General features: G+C 63.8%; 22 protein-coding genes. 12 read left to right on the forward strand and 10 right to left on the reverse strand.

Annotated elements, in window-relative coordinates:
- Positions 1–5: 5 nt before the first annotated feature.
- The gene (locus NLM27_RS33705; protein ID WP_254147376.1) at positions 6–791 is read left to right on the forward strand and encodes a 2-keto-4-pentenoate hydratase; all 786 of its coding nucleotides are present in this window, start codon (positions 6–8) and stop codon (positions 789–791) included.
- Between the two features lie 144 nt (positions 792–935).
- On the opposite strand, the gene NLM27_RS33710 is transcribed toward NLM27_RS33705, so the two are convergent.
- Positions 936–1,625, reverse strand: a complete 690-nt coding sequence (locus NLM27_RS33710; RefSeq protein ID WP_254148998.1) for a YggS family pyridoxal phosphate-dependent enzyme — start codon at positions 1,623–1,625, stop codon at positions 936–938.
- 107 nt (positions 1,626–1,732) lie between these two features.
- On the opposite strand from NLM27_RS33710, the gene NLM27_RS33715 reads away from it, so the two are divergent.
- Positions 1,733–3,433, forward strand: coding sequence for a diguanylate cyclase domain-containing protein (locus NLM27_RS33715; RefSeq protein ID WP_254147377.1), 1,701 nt, complete (start codon positions 1,733–1,735; stop codon positions 3,431–3,433).
- 159 nt (positions 3,434–3,592) lie between these two features.
- On the opposite strand, the gene NLM27_RS33720 is transcribed toward NLM27_RS33715, so the two are convergent.
- Positions 3,593–4,639, reverse strand: a complete 1,047-nt coding sequence (locus tag NLM27_RS33720) for a GGDEF domain-containing protein (RefSeq protein WP_254147378.1) — start codon at positions 4,637–4,639, stop codon at positions 3,593–3,595.
- 193 nt (positions 4,640–4,832) lie between these two features.
- On the opposite strand from NLM27_RS33720, the gene leuS reads away from it, so the two are divergent.
- The 3 genes from leuS to holA all read left to right on the forward strand — a co-directional run bounded on the left by leuS (position 4,833) and on the right by holA (position 9,133).
- Positions 4,833–7,457: a leucine--tRNA ligase gene (gene leuS, locus NLM27_RS33725; protein WP_254147379.1), complete on the forward strand. Its 2,625-nt coding sequence runs from the start codon at positions 4,833–4,835 to the stop codon at positions 7,455–7,457.
- Positions 7,444–7,995: an LPS assembly lipoprotein LptE gene (gene lptE, locus NLM27_RS33730; protein WP_254147380.1), complete on the forward strand. Its 552-nt coding sequence runs from the start codon at positions 7,444–7,446 to the stop codon at positions 7,993–7,995. The genes leuS and lptE overlap by 14 nt, the downstream gene beginning before the upstream one ends.
- A 109-nt stretch (positions 7,996–8,104) precedes the next feature.
- Positions 8,105–9,133, forward strand: coding sequence for a DNA polymerase III subunit delta (holA, locus tag NLM27_RS33735; RefSeq protein ID WP_254147381.1), 1,029 nt, complete (start codon positions 8,105–8,107; stop codon positions 9,131–9,133).
- A 291-nt stretch (positions 9,134–9,424) separates the two neighbouring features.
- Here the strand turns inward: holA and NLM27_RS33740 are convergent, their stop codons facing one another.
- The 7 genes from NLM27_RS33740 to hemJ form a co-directional block, all read right to left on the reverse strand.
- Positions 9,425–10,312: a ParB/RepB/Spo0J family partition protein gene (locus NLM27_RS33740; RefSeq protein ID WP_254147382.1), complete on the reverse strand. Its 888-nt coding sequence runs from the start codon at positions 10,310–10,312 to the stop codon at positions 9,425–9,427.
- A 161-nt stretch (positions 10,313–10,473) separates the two neighbouring features.
- Positions 10,474–11,343 carry a ParA family protein gene (locus tag NLM27_RS33745; protein ID WP_254147383.1) on the reverse strand — a complete coding sequence of 290 codons (870 nt, stop codon included), beginning with the start codon at positions 11,341–11,343 and terminating at the stop codon, positions 10,474–10,476.
- Positions 11,344–11,372: 29 nt separating this feature from the next.
- On the reverse strand, positions 11,373–12,146 hold the full coding sequence (rsmG, locus tag NLM27_RS33750) for a 16S rRNA (guanine(527)-N(7))-methyltransferase RsmG (protein ID WP_375142292.1): 774 nt from the start codon (positions 12,144–12,146) through the stop codon (positions 11,373–11,375).
- A gap of 9 nt (positions 12,147–12,155) precedes the next feature.
- Complete coding sequence (gene mnmG / locus NLM27_RS33755; protein ID WP_254147384.1) at positions 12,156–14,036, reverse strand: tRNA uridine-5-carboxymethylaminomethyl(34) synthesis enzyme MnmG; 1,881 nt, start codon at positions 14,034–14,036, stop codon at positions 12,156–12,158.
- Positions 14,037–14,534: 498 nt separating this feature from the next.
- Positions 14,535–15,878 carry a tRNA uridine-5-carboxymethylaminomethyl(34) synthesis GTPase MnmE gene (gene mnmE, locus NLM27_RS33760; protein WP_254147385.1) on the reverse strand — a complete coding sequence of 448 codons (1,344 nt, stop codon included), beginning with the start codon at positions 15,876–15,878 and terminating at the stop codon, positions 14,535–14,537.
- 316 nt (positions 15,879–16,194) lie between these two features.
- Positions 16,195–17,460: a transcription termination factor Rho gene (gene rho, locus NLM27_RS33765; RefSeq protein ID WP_011083462.1), complete on the reverse strand. Its 1,266-nt coding sequence runs from the start codon at positions 17,458–17,460 to the stop codon at positions 16,195–16,197.
- A gap of 246 nt (positions 17,461–17,706) precedes the next feature.
- Positions 17,707–18,141 (reverse strand): protoporphyrinogen oxidase HemJ, encoded by a 435-nt coding sequence (gene hemJ, locus NLM27_RS33770; protein WP_254147386.1) that lies wholly within the window; start codon positions 18,139–18,141, stop codon positions 17,707–17,709.
- A 455-nt stretch (positions 18,142–18,596) separates the two neighbouring features.
- Between hemJ and NLM27_RS33775 the strand changes: the two genes are divergently transcribed.
- The 4 genes from NLM27_RS33775 to dnaQ are packed head-to-tail and all read left to right on the forward strand — an operon-like array spanning position 18,597 to position 21,422.
- A complete protein-coding gene (locus NLM27_RS33775) occupies positions 18,597–19,436 on the forward strand; it encodes a pyruvate, water dikinase regulatory protein (RefSeq protein WP_254147387.1) in 840 nt (279 codons plus the stop codon).
- An 8-nt stretch (positions 19,437–19,444) separates the two neighbouring features.
- Entirely contained in the window at positions 19,445–20,053 is a 609-nt protein-coding gene (locus NLM27_RS33780; protein ID WP_254147388.1) for a nucleoside triphosphate pyrophosphatase, read from the forward strand.
- Between the two features lie 23 nt (positions 20,054–20,076).
- Positions 20,077–20,676: a dephospho-CoA kinase gene (gene coaE, locus NLM27_RS33785; RefSeq protein WP_254149000.1), complete on the forward strand. Its 600-nt coding sequence runs from the start codon at positions 20,077–20,079 to the stop codon at positions 20,674–20,676.
- Positions 20,677–20,702: 26 nt separating this feature from the next.
- A complete protein-coding gene (gene dnaQ / locus NLM27_RS33790; protein ID WP_309144807.1) occupies positions 20,703–21,422 on the forward strand; it encodes a DNA polymerase III subunit epsilon in 720 nt (239 codons plus the stop codon).
- Here the strand turns inward: dnaQ and secB are convergent.
- Positions 21,419–21,904, reverse strand: a complete 486-nt coding sequence (gene secB, locus NLM27_RS33795) for a protein-export chaperone SecB (protein WP_008539662.1) — start codon at positions 21,902–21,904, stop codon at positions 21,419–21,421. The two genes, dnaQ and secB, sit on opposite strands and share 4 nt — an antisense overlap.
- Before the next feature lie 413 nt (positions 21,905–22,317).
- Here secB and NLM27_RS33800 point away from each other — a divergent pair, with 413 nt between their 5' ends.
- The 3 genes from NLM27_RS33800 to NLM27_RS33810 are packed head-to-tail and all read left to right on the forward strand — an operon-like array spanning position 22,318 to position 25,185.
- Positions 22,318–23,013, forward strand: a complete 696-nt coding sequence (locus tag NLM27_RS33800; RefSeq protein ID WP_254147390.1) for a Tim44/TimA family putative adaptor protein — start codon at positions 22,318–22,320, stop codon at positions 23,011–23,013.
- Entirely contained in the window at positions 22,991–24,586 is a 1,596-nt protein-coding gene (locus tag NLM27_RS33805) for a murein transglycosylase A (protein ID WP_254147391.1), read from the forward strand. Before NLM27_RS33800 ends, NLM27_RS33805 begins: the two co-directional genes overlap by 23 nt.
- Entirely contained in the window at positions 24,583–25,185 is a 603-nt protein-coding gene (locus NLM27_RS33810; RefSeq protein ID WP_254147392.1) for a Smr/MutS family protein, read from the forward strand. Before NLM27_RS33805 ends, NLM27_RS33810 begins: the two co-directional genes overlap by 4 nt.
- Positions 25,186–25,323: the final 138 nt, after the last annotated feature.

Below are 25,323 nucleotides of genomic sequence, written 5' to 3' on the forward strand. Positions count from 1 at the left end.
GACGCATGCTCGACAAGGATCAGATCGCCGCCGCTTCGCAAATCCTGGTGACGCATTGGCGCGACGGTACCAAGCTTGACGCGCTGGACGCGCGCCTGCGGCCGCAGAACCGCGCCGAGGGCTACGCCGTCCAGGCTGCGCTCGAGACGAAGTCGCCTGGAAAACTGTTCGGCTGGAAGATCGCTGCGACGAGCGAGGCCGGGCAGAAGCACATCAATGTCGCGGGGCCCCTGGCCGGCCGCATCATGAGCGATACCGTGATTGCCGATGGCGGCACCGCGTCGATGAAGGGCAATGAGATGCGCGTTGGCGAACCGGAGTTCGCCTTCCGCATGGGACGTGACCTGCCGCCGCGCACGACACCATACTCTGTCGATGAAGTGCTCGCAGCCGTCGTCACCCTGCATCCCGCGATAGAGATCCCCGATTCGCGCTTTGTCGATTTCGCTGGCGTCGGCGAGGCGCAGCTCATCGCCGACAATGCCTGCGCGCATCAATTCGTGATGGGTGCGCCGACAATCGCGGATTGGCGTGGGCTGGATCTGGTCGAGGAGCGGCCGCAGATCACGCTGCGCGGCCAGCGCTATCTCGGTCACGGCAAGAACGTGCTCGGCGATCCCCGCGCTGCACTCGCCTGGCTTGCCAACGAGCTTCGCGGCCTCGGCATCGCCTTGCGGGCAGGGGAGGTGGTGACCACGGGCACGTGCCATCCGCCGCTGCCGATCCAGGCCGGCGATGAATTCGCGGCGGATTTCGGCGTACTGGGGAAGGTGTCGGTGGGATTTGCGTAGCTCGACCCGCTCCGCCGTCATTGCGAGGAGCCCTTGCGACGAAGCAATCCAGAATCCCTCCGCGGAAATATTCTGGATTGCTTCGCTTCGCTCGCAATGACAAAATCGATGGCGGTTGCTAGGCGCGTTCCTCGCTAACGGTTGTCACCTGTGCCCGAAGATCGCACTGCCGACGCGCACATGGGTGGCACCCAACATGATCGCGGTCGCGAAATCCGCGCTCATGCCCATCGACAGGTTCTTCAATCCATTGCGCGCGGCGATCTTGGCGGTGAGAGCAAAGTGCGCCGCCGGCGGTTCGTCGACCGGCGGGATGCACATCAGGCCTGAGATCGTCAGCCCATAGGTGTCGCGGCAGCTCGCGAGGAAGGCATCGGCCTCGCCGGGCGCGACGCCGGCCTTCTGCGGCTCCTCGCCGGTGTTGATCTGGACGAAGAGCTGCGGGTGCTTGCTCTGGGATTCGATTTCCTTGGCTAATGCTTGGCAAATGCTCGGACGGTCGACCGAATGGATGGCATCGAACAGCGCGACCGCCTCTTTCGCCTTGTTGGATTGCAGCGGCCCGATCAGATGCAGCGCGATGTCGGAGTAAACAGACGTTAACGCAGGCCACTTGCCTTTGGCCTCCTGCACCCGATTTTCGCCAAATACGCGCTGTCCGGCCTCGATGACCGGGGTAATTGCATCGGCGGCGAAAGTCTTCGACACCGCGATCAGCGTCACGGAGGCGCGATCGCGCCGCGCATCCTTGCAGGCGCGTGCAATTTCGGCTTCGACTGCAGCTAGGGCGTTTGGTGAATGGCCGGTTACCGGCGCAGCATTGGCTTCTGTCATGACGTCGATTTGGCTTGGTCGTAACCGAGGTAAGTCCAATTTTACCGAGTTCAAGAAAGAGTTTTTGAACCCTTCGCTTTACCTTGGCCATGGGGTGGGTAGCGAAGATGGCAAGCGTCAGTCTCAACCGCAAACGCGCGAAACTCAAGCAGCTTCTCGGGATCCGGGCGCGGCTCGCGTTGCTCGCGGTGATTCTGGTGGCCCCCTTGATGCTCGAGCGCATCCGTTCGCTCGAAGACACGCGCACGCGGCAGATCGCGCAGGCCGCGGCCGAATTCAATACCGTCGCAAGGCACAGCGCCGATGCGCAGCGCGAGGTCATCTCGTCGGTCGAGACCATCCTGAAATCGGAGGCCTTCATCCGGGCATCCGCCGGCGGCATCAGCAAGAGCTGCGACGTGCTGCGCGCGAGCCTGCCGTCGAGCCTGCCCTGGATCCGCACGCTTCTGATCGCGGGCCAGGACGGACGCATCCAGTGCGCCACAAACAATATGTATGTCGGTCTCGATCTCAGTGACCGGCCTTACTTCCAGCAAGCACAGGAAACCGGCCGCTTCGTGCTAAGCGACTTCATCCTGTCCCGGCCCGCGTCGACGCCGACAGTCATGGCGGTTTATCCGGTGTCCGCCTTCAGCGGCGTCCCGGATGCCGTCGTGCTCGCCACCGTCAACCTCGACTGGATGTCGAAGGTCATGAGCAATCTCGGCGGTCGCGCCGGCATCACGGCCGTGCTGGTCGACAGCGCCGGCACCGTGCTGGCCGCACCCGCCGACCAGCACAGCGCGGTCGGCCGCCCCCTCGACAACATGCCGCTGATGTCGGCGATCGCCGACAGGGCGCTGCGGTCGGACCAGGACGAAGGCTCGCTGTCCTTTCTTGCAGCCGACGGCTCTCGCCGTGCGGTCAGCTACATCCGCATCGCCGGCACCAACGCCCGCCTGATCGCGAGCATCGACGAGGACAAGGTGTCCGCGGCGGTCAACCGCGACATCCGCACCGCCTATCTCCAGCTCGCTTTCGTCGTTGTGTTCGTCCTGCTCGGCGCGCTGATCGCCGCCGAGAAACTAGTGATCAAGCCGATCGAGATGCTTGCCGACATGGCCAAGCGCCTCGGCGAAGGCGATCTGTCGGCGCGGGCGGCGCGCAGCCGCCTGCCCGCCGAATTCGTGCCGCTGGCCCGCGCGTTCAATGCGATGGCCGCGCAATTGAGCCAGCGCGAGCGCGAGCTGATCGCGAGCAACGACCGCCTGACGGTGATGGCCTCGATCGACATGCTGTCCGGGCTCGCCAACCGCCGCGGCTTCCAAAGCCGGCTCGATTTCGAATGGATGCGCGCGCAGCAATATGGCAGCGACCTCGCGCTTCTGATGATCGACGTCGATCACTTCAAGCTGTTCAACGACACCTATGGTCATCTCGAAGGCGATTCCTGCCTGACCAGGCTCGGCGAGTCGCTGTCCGGCATTGCCGCCGACACGATGGGCTTCGCGGCGCGCTATGGTGGCGAGGAATTCTGCCTGCTGCTGCCGAACACCGACGTGACGCGTGCCGTCGAAATCGGCGAGCACGTGCGCGCGGCCGTGCTGAAACTCTGCCTGCCGCACATCACGTCGAACCACATGATCGTCACCGTCTCGATCGGCGTTGCCGCAACGAAGCCCAACGAGAGCTTGCGTCCGGGCGATTTGATCGAAGCCGCCGACGCCGCGCTCTACGCCGCAAAACACCGCGGCCGCAACAACGTCGTCGAGCATGGCGTGCAGGCGATCGAGCACGGCGCGGCTGACATGACGCTGGCGGCGGTCTGAGCAAGCGCCCCGTCCTTCGAGACGCCCGCTTCCAGCGGTCCCCTACAAGGATGAGGCTAAGCGGCATCGAGCCCGTTGAAACGACTGCCGCTTACTCCGTCCTCATCCTGAGAGCCCGCCAAAGCGGGCGTCTCGAAGGATGGGCCGCGGGGAAATTCGCTAGCCGGCGGCTCCCGCGCGTTCGAGCTCGACCTCCGTCACCACGCGATTGCGGCCGCCGCCCTTGGCGAGATAGAGCGCGCGGTCGCAGCGCTCGATGAGATCGGTGATCGCTTCGCCGGTCCGGTACTGCGCCACGCCGATCGAAACGCTGATATTGGGCAGCGTCTCGCCGGTCGAGCGGCGGGTGATCCTAGCGTCGGCGATTGCGCGCCTGATGCGCTCGGCGATCTCGGCAGCGACGGAGATGTCGGCATCCGGCAGCACCGCGATCAGCTCCTCCCCGCCATAGCGGGCCGGCAGATCCTGCTCGCGAACCTTTTCGCGCAGCACCTTGGCCATCAGGCGCAGCACCTGGTCGCCGACGCCGTGGCCGAAATTGTCGTTGAACGACTTGAAGTGATCGATGTCGAGCAAGAGCACGCTGAGCGGCTCGCCCCATTCTGCGGTCGCCTGCGCCTTGCGCAGGAATTCGTCGAGCGCCCGCCGGTTTGCGAGACTCGTCAGCGTATCGGTCCGGGCGCGCTCCTCGGATTTGGACAGCGAGTCGCGGATCACGTCGAGCTCGCGGGTCTTTTCCGCAAAGCCGGCCTCGAGCCGCGTCGTCCGTGTGGCGGCCCGCGCCAGCTCGTTCATGAGCTGGGCGACCAGCGCCTTCGGGTCGACACCGGCCTTGCTTTGGTCGGCGACCTCGCTGATCGCCTGCATCTGCGAATGGTTGTCGGCGATGGCCGTCGTCAGAAACTCCTTCGCCGCACCCATGAGGGCATGCAGCCGCTCGGAGGTGCGGACGACGACGGCACCGACCTGAGGCGCGATGTAGGTCTCGAACAGATCCTGATTGGTTCTGCTGTCGAACGGACGGTTGTGGTCGATCAGGAGATCGATCGCATTGCGCAGATCGTCGTTGCCCCCTGCGCAATATTGGAACCAGACGGCAAAATTGGCCGGGGTCGGCGCAATCCGCTGCTCGGCCATGCTCCGCATCGCCCGTCGGGCGACGGACGCGGCATAGTCGTAATCGGTATCGTCGAAGCTGGAATCCATTGCTTGGCGCGGGTGCTGTCGGCGGCCAACCTCGCACCGACCCCTTAATCCGATCCGAATAGGGCCCTCCGTACTTTTGCGGAGCAGCATTGCGGAGTGCCGCCACCAGCGGCAACCCATTGACCCCTTAAGGACTTCTATGGCCTAGTCCGCCGTCTTTAGCCGGCCGAAACCACGAAAAACCAACGATTCCATGACCTCCGAACGCTATAACGCCCGCGACGCCGAACCGCGCTGGCAACGCCTCTGGGACGAACAGGCGATCTTCGTCTCCCGAAACGACGATGCGCGGCCGAAATACTACGTCCTCGAGATGTTCCCCTACCCCTCCGGGCGCATCCATATCGGCCATGTCCGCAACTACACGCTCGGCGACGTGCTGGCCCGCTTCATGCGCGCCAAGGGGTTCAACGTGCTGCACCCGATGGGCTGGGACGCGTTCGGCCTGCCCGCCGAGAACGCCGCCATCGAGCGCAAGGTCGCCCCGAAGGCCTGGACCTACGACAACATCGCCGCGATGAAGAAGCAGCTCCGCTCGATCGGGCTGTCGCTGGACTGGTCGCGCGAATTCGCGACCTGCGACCCCAGCTACTACAAGCATCAGCAGAAGATGTTTTTGGACATGCTCGCCGCCGGCCTCGCCGAGCGTGAGAAGCGCAAGCTCAACTGGGATCCGGTCGACATGACCGTGCTCGCCAACGAGCAGGTGATCGACGGCCGCGGCTGGCGTTCCGGCGCCGTCGTCGAACAACGGGAAATGAGCCAGTGGGTCTTCAAGATCACGAAGTACTCGCAGGAACTGCTGTCCGCGCTGGATGGACTCGACCGCTGGCCCGACAAGGTGCGGCTGATGCAGCGCAACTGGATCGGTCGCTCCGAGGGCCTGCTGATCCGCTTCGCGCTGGATCAGGCAACGACGCCCGCCGGCGAGAGCGAGCTGAAGATTTTCACGACGCGCCCCGACACGCTGTTCGGTGCAAAGTTCATGGCGATCTCGTCGGATCATCCGCTGGCGCAGGCTGCAGCCGCGAAGAACCCTGAGCTTGCGAAGTTCATTGCCGACATCAAGAAGATCGGCACCGCGCAGGAGATCATCGACACCGCCGAGAAGCAGGGTTTCGACACCGGCATCCGCGCGGTCCACCCGTTCGATCACTCCTGGAAGCTGCCGGTCTATGTCGCCAATTTCGTGCTGATGGAATACGGCACCGGCGCGATCTTCGGCTGTCCGGCGCATGACCAGCGCGACCTCGACTTCGTCAACAAATACAATCTCGGCAACACGCCGGTGGTCTGCCCTGAAGGGCAGGATCCGAAGAGTTTCGTCATTACCGACACCGCCTATGATGGTGACGGCCGCATGATCAATTCACGCTTCCTCGATGGCATGACCATCGATGCAGCAAAGGAAGAGGTCGCAAAACGCCTGGAAAACGAGCTGCGCGGCAACGCGCCGGTCGGCGAGCGGCAGGTGAATTTCCGCCTGCGCGACTGGGGCATTTCGCGCCAGCGCTATTGGGGCTGCCCGATCCCCGTCATCCATTGCCCGAAATGCGATGTGGTGCCGGTGCCGGATGCCGATTTGCCGGTGAAGCTGCCTGACGATGCGACCTTCGACAGGCCGGGCAACGCGCTCGATCATCACCCGACCTGGAAGCACGTCAGCTGCCCGAAATGCGGCGGCAGCGCTAGCCGCGAAACCGACACCATGGACACCTTCGTGGATTCGTCCTGGTACTTTGCGCGCTTCACCGATCCCTGGAACGAAGCCGCACCGACGACGCCTGCGGTCGCCAACCGGATGCTGCCGGTCGACCAATATATCGGCGGCGTCGAGCACGCGATTCTGCATCTGCTCTACAGCCGCTTCTTCACCCGCGCGATGAAGGCGACCGGACACATTGCGCTGGACGAGCCGTTCGCCGGCATGTTCACGCAGGGCATGGTAGTGCACGAGACCTATCAGAAGGCCGACGGCACCTACGTGCAGCCGGCCGAGGTGAAGGTCGAGGTTGGCGGCAACGGGCGCCGCGCCTCGCTGCTCGCGACTGGCGAGGACATCCAGATCGGCCCGATCGAGAAGATGTCGAAGTCGAAGAAGAACACGGTCGATCCTGATGACATCATCGAGACCTACGGTGCCGACGTCGCCCGCTGGTTCATGCTGTCGGACTCTCCGCCCGACCGCGACGTGATCTGGAGCGACGAGCGCGTCCAGGGCGCCTCGCGTTTCGTGCAACGGCTATGGCGGCTGGTGAACGACTCCGTGGAACTCGGCAAGGCCGCGCCGGCGGCCCGGCCGGCCACGTTCGGGGCAGATGCGACCGCCTTGCGCAAGGCCGCCCATGGCGCTCTGGACAAGGTCACCACCGGCATCGAACGGCTGCACTTCAACGTCTGCCTCGCCCATATCCGCGAATTCGCCAATGCCCTCTCCGAGGTGCTCCAGCGGCCCGGCCAGCCAGCTCCAGATTTGGCTTGGGCGATCCGGGAGGCCGGCCAGATCCTGGTCCAGCTGTTCTCCCCGATGATGCCGCATCTGGCCGAGGAGTGCTGGCAGGCTTTGGGCCAGAGCGGGCTGGTTTCGGAGGCCAATTGGCCGCAAATCGAACGCGATTTGCTGGTTGAAGACAGCGTGACCTTGGTGGTTCAGGTCAATGGCAAGAAACGGGGTGAGGTCACAGTTGCAACAGTGGCCCAGAATCCGGAAATCGAGGCTGCCGTTTTGGCCCTCGATGCGGTAAAGCTGGCCCTGGACGGCAAGCCCGTCCGCAAGGTGATCATCGTCCCCAAGAGGATCGTGAATGTTGTCGGCTAGGATCCGCATCGCAGCCCGCTTGCTGGCGGTCGCCGCCCTGGCGGCGCTGACGGCCGGCTGCTTCCAGCCGATGTATGCCGAGCGTAACGACGGCACCCCCGGCCTGCGCGAGAAGCTGATGGGGGTCGAACTCCCGCCCATCGACAAGGCCAATGCCTCCCGCGACGCTCGCGTTGGTGTCGAGGTCCGCAATGCCCTGGCCTTCAAGCTCTACGGTACGGCAACGGGCATGCCGCCGACCCACCGCCTGGACATCCGCTTCACCTCCACCCGTTCGTCCCTGATCGTCGACGCCAATACCGGCCTGCCGACCAGCGAAAACTACGGCATCGACTGCCAGTACAATCTGATCGAGGTCGTCAGCGGCAAGTCGGTGATGACCGGCACCACGTTCTCGCGCGTGTCCTATGACATGCCCGGCTCCTATCAGCGCTTCGCCCGCAACCGGGCCTATCGCGATGCCGAGGATCGTGCCGCCAACGAGATCGCCGAAAACATCTCGACCCGGCTCGCCTCGTTCTTCACCGCGGGCACATAGTTCATTCGCACTGTTCCGGGGCGTCCGCAGGGCGAGCCCGGAATCCAGAGATTGCTGATCGAGATTCCGGGTTCGCGCTACGCGCGCCCCGGAATGACAGTTAGGGCCGATGGTCGCGCTGCGCGGAAAAGAGATCGACGCCTTCCTCGCACGTCCCGATGCGGGCCGTCCGATCATCCTGCTCTACGGCCCCGATGCCGGTCTGGTACGCGAGCGCGCCGATGCATTGATTGCCTCAGCCGTCGACGACCCCAACGATCCCTTCTCACTTGTCAAACTCGACGGCGACGAGCTCTCCGCCGAGCCGTCGCGGCTCGTCGACGAAGCCATGACCGTGCCGCTGTTCGGCGGCCGCCGCGCCATCCGCATCCGCGCCGGCTCGCGCAGCTTTGCCAGCGGCGTAGACACCCTGGCCGAGATGAGCGTGAAGGATTGCCGCATCGTGATCGAGGCCGGCGAGCTGCGCCCGGAATCCCCGCTGCGCAAGGCGTGCGAACGCGCCAAGACGGCGGTTGCGATCGGCTGCTATCCCGACACCGAGCGCGACCTCGCCAAGCTGATGGACGACGAGCTCCGCATCGCGAATTTGCGCATCGCGCAGGATGCCCGCGCGGCGCTGATGTCGTTCCTCGGCGGCGACCGCCAAGCCTCGCGCAACGAGCTGCGCAAGCTCACTCTCTATGCGCATGGCAAGGGTGAGATCACGCTGGACGACGTGATGTCCGTGGTCGCCGACGCGTCCGAGTTGAAGCTCGATCCGATCGTCGACGGCGCCTTCGCCGGCCGGCCCGATATCGTCGAGACAGAATTTGCAAAAGCCATGATCGCCGGCACTTATCCCGGCGTGATCATCTCCGCGGCGCAGCGCCAGGCGGCGTGGCTGCACAAATCGGCGCTCGCGATTGCCGACGGCACGCCGGCCTCCGCCGTGCTCGACGGCGGTTTTCCGCGCCTGCATTTTTCGCGAAAGCCCGCGGTCGAGACCGCGCTGCGCAATTTCAGCCCGGCCCGGCTCGCTGGGATCATCGAGCAGCTCGCGACCGCCGCGCTCGACACCCGCAAGCAATCCACCCTCGCCGCCGCCATCGCCCAGCGCACGCTGATGGCGATCGCCGCGAATGCGAAGCGGCGGGGCTAGCCTCCGCTCTCTCCTCGTCATTGCGACGCTCAACTCTCTCCGCACGTCATTGCGAGGAGCACTTGCGACGAAGCAATCCAGACTGCCTCCGCGGATAAATTCTGGATTGCTTCGCTACGCTCGCAATGACGATGTGAAGGCAACCCGCCACCCAATGTCGTCCTGGCGAAAGCCAGGACCCATTACCCCAGGGAGAAATTTGGCAGAGACTGGTCGTTCGGGATTAGCAGTCCCCGCAATCGACGGATCACGCGGTATGGGTCCTGGCTTTCGCCAGGACGACACCGAGAATTACAGCCCGCCCTTGGCGAGCCGCTTCATGACCTCGTCGAGCTGATCGAGGTTGCGGTAGTTGATCTGCACCGAGCCGCCGGGGTCGCGGTGATTGACGGTGACCTTGAGGCCAAGCGCATCGCTGACGCGCTTCTCGAGATCGATCGTATCCGGGTCCTTGTCCTTCCCCCCGCTAGAGCGCGCCTTCTGCGGCTTGCGCTCCGGCACGCCCTCTTCATGCGCCAGCGCCTCGGCCTGGCGGACGTTAAGGCCCTCGGCGACGATGCGCCTGGCGGCTGCGAGCGGATCGGGCACGCCGATCAGCGCGCGGGCGTGACCGGCGGTCAGGTCGCCGCTCGTGATCAGGGCCTGTACCTCCGCCGGCAGTTTGGTCAGCCGCATCATGTTGGCGATGTGGCTGCGGCTCTTGCCGACGACCTTTGCGATGTCGTCCTGGCTGCGTTTAAACTCGTTGGCGAGCGCGTGATAGCCCAGCGCCTCTTCCATCGGGTTGAGATCTTCGCGCTGCACGTTCTCGACGATCGCGAACTCCAGCGCATCGCTGTCGCTGATGTCGACCGGCACGATCGGCACTTCATGCAGCCCAGCCATCTGCGAGGCGCGCCAGCGCCGTTCGCCGGCGATGATCTCGTAGCGGTCCTGCGCGCCCTTCACCGGACGCACGACGATCGGCTGAATGACGCCGTGCTGCTTGATGGACTCGGAGAGCTCCTTGAGCTCAGTGTCCGAAAACGTGCGGCGCGGGTTGCGCGGATTGGCCTTGATGAATTCGATCGGCACCTTGCGTTGCGCACGCGGACGATCGACGTGCTGAGCCTCGCCGCCGACATCACCGATCAGACTCGCAAGACCCCGGCCCAGTCGCGAACGCGCTTCATCGGCCATCGCCAGCTCCCTTGGATTCACTTGAGCGCACTCCAGAACTGAATTTCGAATTGTACATCGTAGGGTGGGTTAGCGCCGCGTAACCCACCATTGCTTCGTTCGAGGTGGCAGATGTGGTGGGTTACGCCTTCGGCTAACCCACCCTACGCACCGGTATCGGATCAATGCGTCGTACGCAGCTCGCGCTCGCGCTGGATCACTTCGGTGGCGAGCCGCAGATAGGCTTCGCTGCCGACGCATTTGAGATCGTAGACCAGCACCGGCTTGCCGTAGGACGGCGCCTCGGAGATGCGCACGTTGCGCGGGATCATGGTCTTGTAGACCTTCTCGCCCATGAACTGACGCACGTCGGCAACGACCTGGTTCGAGAGGTTGTTGCGCGAGTCGAACATGGTCAGCACGATGCCGTGGATCGACAGGTTCGGATTGAGCGTCGAGCGCACCTGCTCCACCGTCTGAAGCAATTGCGACAGACCTTCGAGCGCGAAGAACTCGCATTGCAGCGGCACCAGGATCGCATCGGACGCCGCCATCGCGTTCACCGTGAGCAGGTTGAGCGAGGGCGGGCAGTCGATCAGCACATAGGTGTAGTCGGCGTCAGGCGAGACGTTGTTGTTGAGCGCGCCGATGGCATCGCGCAGCTTGAAGGCGCGGCCGGGCGTGGTGCCGAGCTCGAGCTCGAGGCCGGAGAGGTCCATGGTGGAGGGCGCGATGTGCAGCCGCGGCACTGCCGTCGAAACCACCGCTTCACGCAGCGGAGCTTCACCAATCAGGACGTCATAGGTCGAGCAGGAGCGGTTGCGGCGATCGATGCCGAGGCCGGTCGAGGCGTTGCCCTGCGGGTCGAGATCGACAATCAGGACGCGCTCGCCGATTGCCGCGAGCGCCGTGCCGAGATTAATCGCTGTGGTTGTTTTTCCCACACCGCCCTTCTGATTCGCCAGCGCCAGGATGCGCGGATGGCCATGCGGGACCTCCGCGGACTGTTCTTGGGCGGGCTGTTCTCCCTGCGGTTCGTCAATCACGGTCATCCCAAATCCCCACTCAACCCCTGAAGGCCTCACCCGCGCCGGTCGACGGACGTCAGTTCCACGATCCAGCCGTCACCCGTGCGGCTGCGATGGAGCTGAGGCTCAATATTCCAATATTTAGCGGCTTCGGTCAATTCAGCCTCTACATCTTGACCCTTTGGAAATAACGCTTTTGCGCCTTGGCGCATCAGCGGCTCCGCAAAGCCGATGAGTTGATGTAGCGGAGCCAATGCACGCGCGGTGACGCAATCGACGGGGCCGGTGATTCTATCCACATTATCCCCGATCTCAGCGAGATGTACGACCCCTGGCGATGCGGTGACGCGAATTGCCTCGCGCAGGAAGGCGGCCTTCTTGCCGATTCGCTCGACGAGATGGACGCGGGCATCGGGTGTCCCGGCCATGACGCAGGCCAGAACGATGCCAGGGAAGCCGCCGCCGCTGCCAAGGTCGGCCCATCGTTTTGCCGATGGCGCGAGGTCCGCGAGCTGAAGCGAGTCGGCGATGTGCCGGGTCCAGAGGTTTGGCAGGGTCGAGGGCGCGACCAAGTTGGTCTTGGCCTGCCACTCGCGGAGCAGCGCGAGGTAGCGATCAAGCCGGTCCTCGGTTTCACGTGAAACGGCCGCGAGCTTCAGAGCTGAGATCTTGTCAGCGGCGATCGCGGCGTCCAGCGAGTGATCATTGACACTTGCCTTGTCGATCTTCGGTCGGGCCTGTGCCGCGACCGATCGATGACCCGCGCCCTCACCCGCGCCGGGTCGTCGCGATAGCGGTCTGTCCCCGCCCGGTCCGCGCTGTTTCACGTGAAACGCCTATGCGATTGCCTTGGAGGTCTTCCGTGCCTCGCGCCTCAGGTAGGCCGCGAGAATGCCGAGCGCTGCCGGCGTCATACCGTCGATTCGGCCGGCCTGGCCAACCGTGAACGGGCGGGCCTTCTCCAGCTTGGCTCGCACCTCGTTGGAAAGACCCGGGACGAGGCTGTAGTCGACCCCGGAGAGCACCATTCCCTCATCGCGCCGGAAGGCCTCGACGTCGGCGCTCTGGCGCTCGAGATAGACATCGTACTTGGCGTCGATCTCGAGATGGGTCGCGATCACGGGGTCGATGGCAGACAGCTCCGGCCAGATTGTGCGGACCTGGCTCCAGCCGATATCCGGATACGCCATCAGCTCGAAGGCAGACCGGCGCTGGCCATCGCGGTTCAGGGCCAGTCCGTGCTTGATCGCCTCGTTTGGTGTGATCGTCAGCGACCTTGAGAGTGTCCGGGCACCATTCAAGGCGTCCATCTTGTCGCGATGGTGCAGCGTCCGGGAGCGGCCGACGCACCCCAGGGCGATGCCCTTCTCGGTCAGACGCTGGTCCGCATTGTCGGCCCGGAGCGTCAGACGGTACTCAGCCCGGGAGGTGAACATCCGATAGGGCTCGCTGATGCCGCGGGTGACGAGATCGTCGATCATCACGCCGAGATAACCGTCGGCACGGTCGAACACCGTCAGGGCGGCCCCGCTCGCGGAGAGCGCTGCGTTCAACCCGGCCACGATACCCTGCCCGGCGGCTTCCTCATATCCGGTGGTGCCGTTGATCTGCCCGGCGAGGAACAGGCCGCGCAAACGCTTGGTCTGGAGGGTCGGATCGAGCTCGCGGGGATCGATGTGATCGTATTCGATGGCGTAGCCTGGACGGACCATTTTCACCCGCTCAAGGCCCGGAATGCTGGCGAGGATCGCGCGCTGGACCTCCTCCGGCAACGAAGTGGAGATGCCGTTGGGATAGACCGTGCTGTCGTCGAGACCCTCCGGCTCCAGGAAGATCTGATGGCCGTCGCGGTCGCCGAAGCGGACGATCTTGTCCTCGATCGACGGGCAATAGCGCGGGCCAGAGCTCTTGATCTGGCCGGAATACATCGGAGAGCGATGGACATTGGCGCGGATCACCTCGTGGGTCGCGGAGGTGGTCCGGGTGATCCCGCACTGGATCTGCCGCGTCGTGATCCGCTCGGTCATCACCGAGAACGGCTCTGGAGGCTCATCTCCCGGCTGCATCTCGACTGCGGACCAGTCGATCGTGGTGCCGTCCAGACGTGGCGGAGTGCCGGTCTTGAGCCGTCCGAGAGTGAATCCGGCACGCTCAAAGGACCTGGAAAGCCCCATCGCGGGCGCCTCGCCGACCCGGCCGGCGGGCCAGTTCTTCTCTCCGAGATGGATCAGCCCGCGCAGGAAGGTGCCAGTGGTGACGACAACGGCCCCTGCCCGAAGCTCCCGACCATCTGCCAGACGAAGTCCGGTGACGCGCCCCTCGACCACGACCAGCTCGTCGGCCTCGCCTTCGATGACCGAAAGACCCTCGGTCTCCTGGATCGCGGCCTGCATCGCCGCCGCATAGAGCTTCCGATCGGCCTGAGCCCGGGGACCGCGGACGGCGGGGCCCTTACGGCGGTTGAGGACGCGAAACTGGATGCCGCCGGCATCGCCGACCCGGCCCATGAGACCGTCGAGCGCGTCCACTTCACGAACCAGATGGCCCTTGCCCAGCCCTCCGATCGCGGGATTGCAGGACATAGCCCCGACGGTGGAGAAACGGTGCGTCACCAGAGCGGTCGCCGCGCCCATCCGGGCAGCGGCAGCCGCGGCCTCACAGCCGGCGTGACCGCCGCCAATCACGACGACGTCGAAGTTCTCTCGCTCTGCTCGCATGGGCGGACTTCTAGCTCAGTGGCGGAAAAGCCGGAAGTGGAAACTGGGTGAGGCAGTTGTTTCACGTGAAACGGAGCTGGATCCAGTCAACCGAATTCGCGAAAACAACCCCATGCACAGTAGGACGGCTTTGAAAGGGCTGCTGTTTCACGTGAAACAAGATGGGCTCAGCGATACGGAAAGGAACGGTGGCGGGACACAGGTTCCCTCCGCACAGGAAGTATCGACGGAGGAGAGATTGCGCCCACACCCGTCATTGCGAGCGAAGCGAAGCAATCCAGACTTCCCTTGCGGAGGCAGTCTGGATTGCTTCGTCGCAAGAGCTCCTCGCAATGACGGGCTTGAGGCGCCGATCACGACTCAGGCAGCTCGCAGGACGAGAGTCCCAATCTGCTAGGATGATTGCCGACCACCATTTCAGTCGGAACTCGGAGACAGTGTGTCACGTGAAACAGCAAGGAATGGAATAAATGATAGTTCTACAATGAAGAACTAGCGCTACTTTCCGACACAGAATTTCTGGAAAATGGCTCCCAGGACGTCTTCGACGTCCACCCGGCCCAGGAGCCGACCCAAGGCAAACGCGGCGGCACGCAGCTCTTCGGCGGCCAGTTCTTCGCCCTCCTCTACAAGCTCCAGACTCCGGCGCAAGCTGTCCGACGCCTGGCGCAGCAGATCGCGCTGCCGTGCCCGCGTCACCAAAGCACCCTCACCGGTCCCGAAGAACTCGGCTGCGGATTTCACCAGCGCCTCAACCAGCTCGCGAATGCCGTCGCCGCGGCTTGCCGAGATCCCGAACTCGCCCTGCCGCGCGGCGCCGCCGACCCCACTGAGGTCGATCTTGTTGCGGAGGATCCAGACCGAGCCGCCGCCGCCGGATGCCGCGAGCGCTCGCATTGAAGTCAGATCGACGGCCTGCTCGCCCTCCACCAGCCACAACACGAGATCGGCGTCCACGGCCCGCGCCCGCGCGCGGCGCACCCCCTCCTGCTCGACCGGATCGTCGGTCTCGCGGATGCCGGCGGTGTCGATCACCGTGACCGGGTAGCCATCGAGATCGAGCTGCACTTCGATCACATCGCGCGTGGTGCCGGCGTGCGGCGAGACGATCGCGACCTCGCGGCGCGCCAGTTGATTCATCAGCGTCGACTTGCCGACATTTGGCTCGCCGGCGATCGCAACCACGAGGCCGTCGCGCAGGCGTTCAGCTTGTCCCTGTGCCGCAAGCACTTTTGCGATTTCATCGTGGAGCGCCTTGATCGCCTTCATCGCCGGCGCCATGAGCTCCGCCGGCACGTCGCCCTCATCGGAAAAATCGATGCCGGCCTCGATCAGCGCGGACGCCTCGATGATCCGCTCGCGCCAGTCGCGCGCGCGGTCGCCGAGCAGACCCTGCAGCTGGCGCAGCGCCTGGCGGCGCTGGCGATCGGTATCGGCGTGGATGAGATCGTCGAGGCCCTCTGCTTCGGTGAGATCGAGCTTGCCGTTTTCGAACGCGCGCCGCGTGAACTCGCCGGGCTCAGCCGCGCGCGTATTAGGAATATCAGAAATCGCTGCGAGGAGCGCCGCCAGCACCGCGCGACCGCCATGGACATGAAATTCGGCGATGTCCTCGCCGGTCGCGCTGCCCGGGCCCGGAAACCAGAGCACGACCGCGTCGTCGATCGGCTGGCCCGCCCCATCACGAAGCAGCCGCCGGCTGGCTTGGCGCGGCGCGGCCAACTTGCCCGCCAGCGTCGCCAGCACCAGACCGGCTTGCGGACCCGAGACGCGCACCACGGCGATCGCGCTCGGAGTACGGCCAGACGACAGCGCAAAGATGGTTTGGTCTCGCGGATGCATGGCCTATTTGTCCGGGTGGTGGGGAAAAGGCAAACGACCCCTTTTGGGCCGCGCCAGCGCATCGCGCTTGCTGCGCTCTATCCCGCAGCAACAGCATTATTGCGGTGCAACAAATGTTGCAGCATCCTGTTGCAAACCGGTCCTGGCTGAGGCCCATTCAGCAAAAAAAACAAGTATACTTCAAATATATCAATAACTTCCGAGAAAATTTGTATGAGCATCGAAGCCGCCCGCCATGCTGCACTCTAGCGGCAGTAAAGCCGCACAAACAAAAAGGGCGCCCGAAGGCGCCCTCTAAGTCTTTGCTGCACCGCAATCAGGTGTTCATGGAGTCGAAAAACTCCGAATTGCTCTTGGTCGAGCGCAGCTTGTCGAGCAGGAAGTCGATCGCGTCCATGGTGCCCATCGGGTTGAGGATGCGGCGGAGCACGTACATCTTCTTGAGCACCTGCGGATCGGTGATGAGCTCCTCCTTGCGGGTGCCGGAGCGCGAGATGTCGATCGCCGGGAAGGTGCGCTTGTCCGAGACCTTGCGGTCCAGGATCAGTTCGGAGTTACCGGTGCCCTTGAACTCTTCGAAGATAACTTCGTCCATGCGGCTGCCGGTATCGACCAGCGCGGTCGCGATAATGGTCAGTGAGCCGCCCTCCTCGATGTTGCGGGCGGCACCAAAGAAGCGCTTCGGGCGCTGCAGCGCGTTGGCATCGACACCGCCGGTCAGCACCTTGCCGGATGACGGCACCACGGTGTTGTAGGCGCGGCCAAGGCGGGTGATCGAATCGAGCAGGATCACGACGTCGCGGCCATGCTCGACCAGGCGCTTGGCCTTCTCGATCACCATCTCGGCGACCTGAACGTGGCGCACCGCCGGCTCGTCGAAGGTCGAGGACACGACCTCGCCCTTCACCGAGCGCTGCATGTCCGTGACTTCCTCCGGACGCTCGTCGATCAGCAGCACGATCAAATAGCATTCGGGATGATTATGCGTGATCGAATGCGCGATGTTCTGCATCAGCACGGTTTTACCGGTGCGCGGCGGCGCGACGATCAAGGCGCGCTGGCCCTTGCCGATCGGCGCGACGATGTCGATCACGCGTGCAGAGAGGTCTTTCCGCGTCGGATCGTCGATCTCCATGCGGAAGCGCTGATTCGGAAACAGCGGCGTGAGGTTGTCGAAATTGACCTTGTGCTTGGCCTTTTCCGGGTCCTCGAAATTGAGCGTGTTGACCTTCAGCAGCGCGAAATAGCGCTCGCCCTCCTTCGGGCTGCGGATGTGGCCTTCGATGGTGTCGCCGGTGCGGAGGCCGAAACGGCGGATCTGCGAGGGCGAAACGTAGATGTCGTCCGGGCCCGGCAGATAATTCGCATCGGGCGAGCGGAGGAAGCCGAAACCGTCGGAGAGCACCTCGACGACGCCTTCGCCAACGATATCGGTCTCAGCGAGCGAGAGCTGCTTGAGGATGGCGAACAGCAGCTCCTGCTTGCGCATGGTGCTGGCATTCTCGACCCCGTTCTCTTCCGCGAACGAGACCAGCTCGGCCGGGGTTTTCGACTTGAGGTCCTGGAGTTTAATTTCCCGCATTGGGGTGGTCCTGTGGGGTAACCTTGGAAGGGGTGCGAGGAGGCTCTGAAATGCGGACGTGAGAAGGTAAGGTCCGCAGGTCTGGCAAGGAGAGTGCCGGTGAGGCTTCAAACCTGATGCGGTGTCCGGCCTCTGGAAAGCTCAGACAAAACCACATCCGCCTGCGTTGGGTGGGATATCGATAATATAGAAAATCGCTTCCTGCTCCGCAAGCCGAAGCGCTGAGCTAATCGTCGCGCGCCTTGCCTAGAACGGCTTCACGATCACCATGATGACGATGAAAATCATCAGGACGGTCGGCACCTCGTTGATAATCCGAAAGAATTTCTGGCTCCGCGGACGCCGGTCGGCGGCGAAATCCTTCATCCAGCGGGAAAAAAAGCCGTGGACCGCGGACAGCGCCAGGACCAGTGCCAGTTTTACGTGCAGCCAGCCGAAGGAGAACCAATGGCCGGCCCAGGCGAGATAGAGCCCGGCGAGCCATGTGACGATCATGGCCGGGTTGATGATGGCCTTGAGCAGCCGGCGTTCCATGATCTTGAACGTTTCGGACTGCTTCGAGCCGATTTCGGCCTCGCAATGATAGACGAACAGCCGCGGCAGATAGAGCATGCCCGCCATCCAGGAGATGACGGCGATCACGTGCAGCGCCTTGATCCAGAGATAGACGTCCTCGAACATTTCCTGCGACCGATCCATGCCCAACGAAAGGAACTGGGGATAGTAAGAACTCGTTAAGGTCTACCCTGCACACATATCCGTCCGTAGCGCCTTCCTCAAATCTAGAATCTTAGATTCTTAAGGTTTGAGTCTTTGTGACCGTGGATTGGACTCACGCAATTCCATCCGCGAGTTCACACGCGCTTGTTCACATCCATCCACATATCCCTGACAGCTCTAGCCACCCCGGATAAGCCGGTCCGCTTCAAAGGCTTGCGCCTTTCTGTCGGCAGCTTATCAAGGGGGTTGTCCGCGCAATCCCGTTCCCGTGTCCGCAGGGCGCCAGACTTGTTCTGACGGGCAGCGGTGTGAAGAAAATTGGCACTTGTCCCGCCCCTGGTGTCGCACAACCCTTTCCGAGGCGTTAAGCTCCACAGAAATCCACAAACTGCCCCGCCCTCATCCAAAGAGTTTTTGTGCCGACCTCGAACAATTATTTCCACCTGCACCTCGTCTCCGACTCCACCGGTGAGACACTCATCACCGTGGCGCGTGCGGTCGCGGCCCAATACGCCAACGTGACGCCGGTCGAGCACGTCTATCCGCTGGTGCGGAGCCAGAAGCAGCTCGATCGCGTGCTCGACGAGATCGAGGAGGCGCCGGGGATCGTGCTGTTCACGCTGCTGGAGAAGGATCTGGTCGCCAGGCTCGAGGATAAGTGCAAAGAGATCAACGTTCCCAGCCTGTCGATCATCGGGCCGGTGATGCAGCTGTTCGAAGCCTATCTCGGCGCTGCGACCACGGGACGCGTCGGTGCCCAGCACGTCCTCAACGCGGAATATTTCAAACGCATCGATGCGCTGAACTACACGATGATTCACGATGACGGCCAGCATGTCGAAGGCCTCGACGATGCCGATGTGGTGCTGGTGGGTGTGTCCCGCACCTCGAAGACGCCGACGTCGATCTATCTCGCCAATCGCGGCATCCGCACCGCCAACGTGCCGCTGGTGCCGGGCATTCCGGTGCCCTCGCAGCTGGAGACGCTGACGCGGCCGCTCGTGGTAAGCCTGCATGCGACGCCAGAACGCCTGATCCAGATCCGCCAGAATCGCCTGCTTTCCATGGGCGCCGAGTCCGGCAGCGACACCTATACCGATAGGCAGTCGGTCACCGAGGAGGTTGCGTTCGCACGCAAGCTGAGCGCCAAGCATGATTGGCCGCTGCTCGACGTCACGCGGCGTTCGATCGAGGAAACCGCCGCGGCGATCATGAAGCTCTACAGCGATCGTCAGCGTAACCGGCCTTCGGAATAGTTTTCGCAATGGCTTTGTGGCGCGGCAAATCACCGTTGATCCTGGCCTCGCAGAGCAGCGCGCGAAAGATGCTGCTGGCCAATGCCGGGCTCGAATTCAAAACGATTACGGCTGATATCGACGAGCGCGGCATCCAGGCTGCGTCCAGGCTTTCGAACCCGCGCGAGATCGGCCTGCTGCTGGCGCGCGAAAAAGCCAAGGCAGTTTCGGCCAATCATCCGGAGAGCTATGTGATTGGTGCCGATCAGACGCTGGCCCTGGGCGACCGACTCTTCAACAAGCCAGCCGGCCGTGCGCAGGCGCTGGCGCAGCTGCGGGATCTTGCCGGCAACAGCCATGAGCTGAATTCGGCGATGGCCGTGGCGCATAACGGACAGATCGTTTTCGAAGATGTCTCGGTGGCGCGCATGACGATGCGCCAAATGACCGAGGCTGAGCTTTCAGCCTATCTCGATGCGGCCGGCGATGCGGTCACGACCAGCGTCGGCGCCTATCAGCTCGAGGGTCTCGGCATTCATCTGTTCGAGCGCATCGAGGGCGATCATTTCACGATTCTCGGCCTGCCCCTGCTGCCGCTGCTTGCGTTCCTGCGCCGCGAGCGGCTAGTTGCGGTGTGAACGACAGATATGGCTGGGCGCTGATGCGGATCCTCGGACTGACCGGCTCGATCGGGATGGGCAAATCCACCACCGCGAAATTGTTCGCGGACGCTGGTGTTCCCGTCTACGACGCCGATGCCTCCGTTCATCAATTATATGAGGGCGAAGCGGCGCCGGCGATCGAGGCTGCGTTTCCCGGCACCACCGCGAACGGCAAGGTCGACCGAACAAAACTGTCTGCGCGCGTCGTGCATGATCCCGCTGCGATCAAGCAGCTCGAGCAGATCGTCCATCCGATGCTCGGCGCTTCCCGAAAGAAATTCTTTGCCGATGCGGAAGCGGCCAATGCCCCCGTCGTGGTGCTGGACATTCCGCTCCTGTTCGAGACCGGCGGCGAGACACGGGTCGATGCCGTGGTCGTGGTCTCGACCTCGCCGGAACTGCAGCGCGAGCGGGTGCTGGCGCGTGGCACGATGGACGAGGCAAAGCTCGACGCCATCATCGCCAAGCAGACGCCCGACGCCGAGAAGCGCAAGCGCGCCGATTTCGTAGTGGATACGTCACACGGACTTGAGCCGGTGCGTGCGCAAATCAAGCACATCCTGGCCGAGGTCGTTAAGATGCCGCAGCGGCGAGCCTGATTCGCCGCGTCACACGGCTTCTTACGATCATGCGCGAAATCGTCCTCGATACTGAAACCACCGGCCTCGATCCGCTCCGCGGCGATCGCCTGGTCGAAATCGGCTGTGTCGAGATCTTCAACCGCATGCCGACGGGACAGACCTTTCACCGCTACATGAACCCTGAGCGGGATATGCCGGCGGAAGCGTTTGCCGTGCATGGGTTGTCGAGCGAATTTCTGGCGACCAAGCCGCTGTTCCACGAGGTCGTCGACGAGTTTCTGGAATTCATCGGCGATGCGCCGCTGGTGATCCACAACGCCTCGTTCGACGTCGGCTTCATCAATGCCGAGCTCGACCGGATCAAGCGTGCCGCGATCCCGCGCGAGCGGCTGGTCGATACGCTGCTGCTGGCCCGGCGCAAGCATCCCGGCGTGTCGAACCGGCTCGACGATCTCTGCTCGCGCTATGCGATCGACAATTCACACCGCACCAAGCACGGCGCGTTGCTCGACGCCGAGCTTCTGGCCGAGGTCTATGTCGATCTGGTCGGAGCGCGGCAGTCGCAACTGCTGCTGGCGTCGGAAACCGAGGAGATTCGCGTCAGTGCGACCGGCGAAGCGCCGCGGCGGCAGCGCCTGCTGCCGCTTGCGTCGCGGGTTTCCGATGCCGAGCGCGAAGCCCATCGGGCCTTCATCGCGACGCTCGGCGACAAGGCAATCTGGAACGAGTACCTGCCCGCTCCAGCTGCCGTGGCGGCCGGTTAGGCCTGACCGGCTTGGCCCTGAGCGGCCATTTGCCGCTCCATGTTCTGACGATAGAGACCGACGAAGTCGACCGGGTCCAGCATCAACGGCGGGAACCCGCCGTCCCGCACGGCCGTCGCAATGATCTCGCGGGCGAACGGGAACAGCAGTCGCGGGCACTCGATCATGACCAGCGGATGCAAATTCTCCTGCGGCACATTGGCGATCCGGAACACGCCGGCATAGGCGAGCTCGAACGAGAACATCACCTTGCCCGCGGCCTCGGCCTTGCCCTCGACCGACAACGTCACCTCGAACTCCTGTTCGCTGAGATTATTGGCGCTGACGTTGATCTGGATGTTGATCTGGGGCGGCTGGCTCTGCTGCTGGAGCGAGCTCGGCGCGTTCGGATTTTCGAACGAGAGGTCCTTGGTATATTGTGCCAGCACGTTGAGCTGGGGAGCCTGGGCCGCCTCGGGAGGGGTGCCGTTACCGTTGGTCATGATAGTCTCTCCTTACCCGATTAGGGCTGAATTTCGCGGCGGTTGGCTAACATAGGGCCGCCTCATTCCACAAGGACGAACGGTCCGGAGGGGCATTTCGGGCCGCGAGTGCAACTGTGACGCTCAACCCCGTCTTTTGGCGAAATCGCGCCTTAAACGATTGAAGATGCGCGATTTCCGGCCAGGATCGGGTTTCCCCTTGAGCATAAAACGCGCTACACTCCGCACTGTGCCAAAAGGCGCCATTGGCCGGGCGAGATTTCGTGCCTACATCCCACGGACCAGACGCGCGGACCTAAAATGGTGATGTAGACTTGCCGTTCCCGTATGGAACGGTCTACTGGCCGGATTGATTTTCCCGGCGACGACCCCAACGCGAAGACTCAAAGCAAAGACCAGAAAGCGAATACGACGTGGACATCTACACTATCATCTTCCTGGCGCTGGCGGTCTTTATCTTTCTGAGGCTGCGCAGCGTGCTGGGGCAGCGCACCGGCAACGAGCGGCCGCCGTTCGACCGCAACGCGCTCCAGGGCGCTCAGGACAAGAATGTCGTGACCATGCCGGGCAAGGTGATCGACCAGGCCCCGCTGGCGCCGGCGGCTGAGCCGACCCCGCCTGCCGATCGCTGGAAGGGCCTGACCGAGCCGGGCACCCCGCTCGCGCAGGGTCTCGACGCCATCGTCGACAAGGATTCCACCTTCGACCCGCGCCATTTCATCTCGGGTGCCCGCGGCGCCTATGAGATGATCGTGCTGGCCTTTGCCAATGGTGACCGCCGTGCGCTGCGCGACCTGTTGTCGTCGGAGGTCTATGAGAGCTTCGACGCCGCGATCAAGGAGCGCGAGAAGAACGAGCAGAAGACCGAGACGCGTTTTGTCTCGATCGACAAGGCTGAGCTCGTCGGTGCCGAGCTGCGCGACCGCACTGCCCAGCTCACCATACGCTTCGTCTCGCAGATGATCTCGGCCACCCGAGACAAGGCCGGCAATATCGTCGACGGCAGCGCCGACACGGTCGCCGACATCACCGACATCTGGACTTTCGCCCGCGATATCTCCTCTCGCGATCCGAACTGGAAGTTGGTTGGCACCGGAAGCGCGAATTAAGGTTTTCCTGAAGACCAGCGCGACGGCGCTCTGCGCAGGTGTCGTCGCGCTGTCGTCGTTTTCGCTCGGCGCCGAGGCGGCGCGGCGCCATTATCGCAGCCACCACCATCATCTGCCGGCATTACCCGCCAGCCCGCCGCGGGCCTTGCCTTATCCGCAGCTTCCCCTGCCGTTCGAGATTCCCGGCGCGCAATATTCGCCGCTGGCCTGGGCGGATGTGAAGGGCTGGAGCGACGACGCTCATCTCGCCGCCTACAAGACCTTTCGCGCGAGCTGCCGGTCGATCAACGCGCAGACCGGCGGGTCCGAGACGAAAGCCGAATCAAAAGCACTGGGCGCGTCGCTCAGCGAGCCCTGCCGGGTCGCCAAATCGCTCGAGCTCGCCGACGACGCCAGGGCCAAAACCTTCTTCGAGGAGAATTTTGCGCCGCTGCGCATCTCCCGCCTCGGCGAGCCCGATGGTTTCGTCACCGGCTATTACGAACCGGTGCTGGAGGGATCGCGCACGCAGACCGACGTCTACAATGTTCCGGTCTATCGCCGCCCCTCCAACCTGTTCGTGCGCGGTTACAAGCAGGACTCGGTCAGCCTGCCCAACAAGGGCCCGGTCTATCGCAAGATCGGCCGCCGCAAGCTGGTGCCTTACTACGATCGCGGCGAGATCGAGGATGGCAAGATCGCCGGCCGGGGGCTCGAGATCGCCTGGCTGAAGGATCCGACCGATCTGCTGTTCGCACAGATCCAGGGCTCGGCCCGGATCAAGTTCGACGACGGCAGCACGCTCCGGCTCAACTATGACGCCTATAACGGCTATCCCTACACCGCCGTCGGTCGCATCCTGATCGAGCGCGGCATCATTCCGAAGGAAGAGATGTCGATGCAGAAGATCAGGGAGTGGATGGCGCAGAACCCTGACGGCGCCAAGGAGCTGCGCCGCGCGAACCGCGCCTACATCTTCTTCCGCGAGGTCAATCTGTCCGACAAGGACGAGGCGGTGGGTGCGCAGGGCATTCCGCTGACGGCCGGCCGCTCGATCGCGGTGGACAAGTCGCTGCACGTCTACGGCACCCCGTTCTTCATCGAAGGCGAGCTGCCGATCGAGTCCGAACGCGCCAAGACGCCGTTCCACCGGCTGATGATCGCGCAGGACACCGGCTCGGCCATCATCGGACCTGCGCGTGCCGATCTCTATTTCGGCGCGGGCGCGGATGCCGGCCGCGTCTCCGGGCGGCTGCGCCATCCCATGCACTTCGTGATGCTGGTTCCGAAGAGCCTCGATCCCAGCGTGCGTGGCGCGAGGCTGCCGGTGCCGGATCCGCGGCCCTCGGAAATGATCGCAAAGCTGTTTCCGCAATCCGATCCCGCCAAGGATTCTAACAAGGATCCGAACGCGGCGGCTGCGGCGAAGCCGGTCGAATCAAGCAAGGCTGGTGCGGCCTCGCCTGCCGTGCCACAAGCCAAGGATGCCGCCGTTGCGGTGGCGAGCCCGGTGCCGCTGCCGGAGCCACGTCCCAACATCAAGCCCGATCGCGAACCGCGCAAGCGTGTCAATCGTCCATCCAACCAGCAATGAAGCGATCGTCTCGTCCGCCCGTGCTGGAGTCTCGCCCCTCGCCGCGCCGCCACGCGCTGAGCGAGGAGGAGCGTGCGCTGTGGGACACGGTTGCAAAACAGGTCAAGCCGCTGCGGAAGCATCGCGTGGCCAAGGCCGTGACCAAGGCGCCTTCCGCGCCGCGCAGCGAGCCTTCGCCCGCTGTCTCGGCGGTGAGGCCTGCACCAACGCCCCGGCCCATTGCCGCTGCGCCGGTGCCGCGTGTTGCCAAACCGTCCGTGCCGCCCTTGGCGCCGCTCGGCAAGCGCGAACGCGCAAAACTGTCGCGTGGGCGCAGCGAGATCGAGGCGCGGCTCGACCTGCACGGCATGACCCAGATGCGCGCCCATCGCGCGCTGACTGGCTTCCTGCATCGTGCCCATCATGACGGCCTGACCTTCGTGCTTGTCATCACCGGCAAGGGACGCAGCGGCGGCGAAAGCGGCGTGCTGCGCCGCCAGGTGCCGGAATGGCTCAGCCTGCCGGAATTCCGCGCCTTCGTCGTCGGCTTCGAGCAAGCCCATATCGGCCATGGCGGCGAGGGCGCGCTGTATGTGCGGATTCGTCGGGCGAGATTCTGATGGTGGTTCACCTCTCCCGCTTGCGGGAGAGGTCGTCGCGCGGAGCGCGGCGGGTGAGGGCTCTCTCCTCTTGGGGGGTCTCGATCGCGGACAAAGCCCTCTCCCCAACCCTCTCCCGCAAGCGGGAGAGGGAGCGCA

This window comes from Bradyrhizobium sp. CCGB12 (assembly GCF_024199845.1).
In the GTDB taxonomy this organism is placed as follows: Bacteria; Pseudomonadota; Alphaproteobacteria; order Rhizobiales; family Xanthobacteraceae; genus Bradyrhizobium.

Bases quoted from the DNA above. Each gene is read 5' to 3' on its own strand.
- NLM27_RS33705 (WP_254147376.1), top strand. From the start codon at position 6: ATGCTCGACAAGGATCAGATCGCCGCCGCTTCGCAAATCCTGGTGACG.
- NLM27_RS33745 (WP_254147383.1), bottom strand. From the start codon at position 11,343: ATGACCGTGATTGACGAACCGCAGGGAGAACAGCCCGCCCAAGAACAG.
- holA (WP_254147381.1), top strand. From the start codon at position 8,105: ATGGTCGCGCTGCGCGGAAAAGAGATCGACGCCTTCCTCGCACGTCCC.
- coaE (WP_254149000.1), top strand. From the start codon at position 20,077: ATGCGGATCCTCGGACTGACCGGCTCGATCGGGATGGGCAAATCCACC.
- NLM27_RS33780 (WP_254147388.1), top strand. From the start codon at position 19,445: ATGGCTTTGTGGCGCGGCAAATCACCGTTGATCCTGGCCTCGCAGAGC.
- lptE (WP_254147380.1), top strand. From the start codon at position 7,444: ATGTTGTCGGCTAGGATCCGCATCGCAGCCCGCTTGCTGGCGGTCGCC.
- NLM27_RS33810 (WP_254147392.1), top strand. From the start codon at position 24,583: ATGAAGCGATCGTCTCGTCCGCCCGTGCTGGAGTCTCGCCCCTCGCCG.
- leuS (WP_254147379.1), top strand. From the start codon at position 4,833: ATGACCTCCGAACGCTATAACGCCCGCGACGCCGAACCGCGCTGGCAA.
- hemJ (WP_254147386.1), bottom strand. From the start codon at position 18,141: ATGTTCGAGGACGTCTATCTCTGGATCAAGGCGCTGCACGTGATCGCC.
- secB (WP_008539662.1), bottom strand. From the start codon at position 21,904: ATGACCAACGGTAACGGCACCCCTCCCGAGGCGGCCCAGGCTCCCCAG.
- mnmE (WP_254147385.1), bottom strand. From the start codon at position 15,878: ATGCATCCGCGAGACCAAACCATCTTTGCGCTGTCGTCTGGCCGTACT.
- NLM27_RS33715 (WP_254147377.1), top strand. From the start codon at position 1,733: ATGGCAAGCGTCAGTCTCAACCGCAAACGCGCGAAACTCAAGCAGCTT.
- NLM27_RS33720 (WP_254147378.1), bottom strand. From the start codon at position 4,639: ATGGATTCCAGCTTCGACGATACCGATTACGACTATGCCGCGTCCGTC.
- rho (WP_011083462.1), bottom strand. From the start codon at position 17,460: ATGCGGGAAATTAAACTCCAGGACCTCAAGTCGAAAACCCCGGCCGAG.
- NLM27_RS33740 (WP_254147382.1), bottom strand. From the start codon at position 10,312: ATGGCCGATGAAGCGCGTTCGCGACTGGGCCGGGGTCTTGCGAGTCTG.
- NLM27_RS33710 (WP_254148998.1), bottom strand. From the start codon at position 1,625: ATGACAGAAGCCAATGCTGCGCCGGTAACCGGCCATTCACCAAACGCC.
- mnmG (WP_254147384.1), bottom strand. From the start codon at position 14,036: ATGCGAGCAGAGCGAGAGAACTTCGACGTCGTCGTGATTGGCGGCGGT.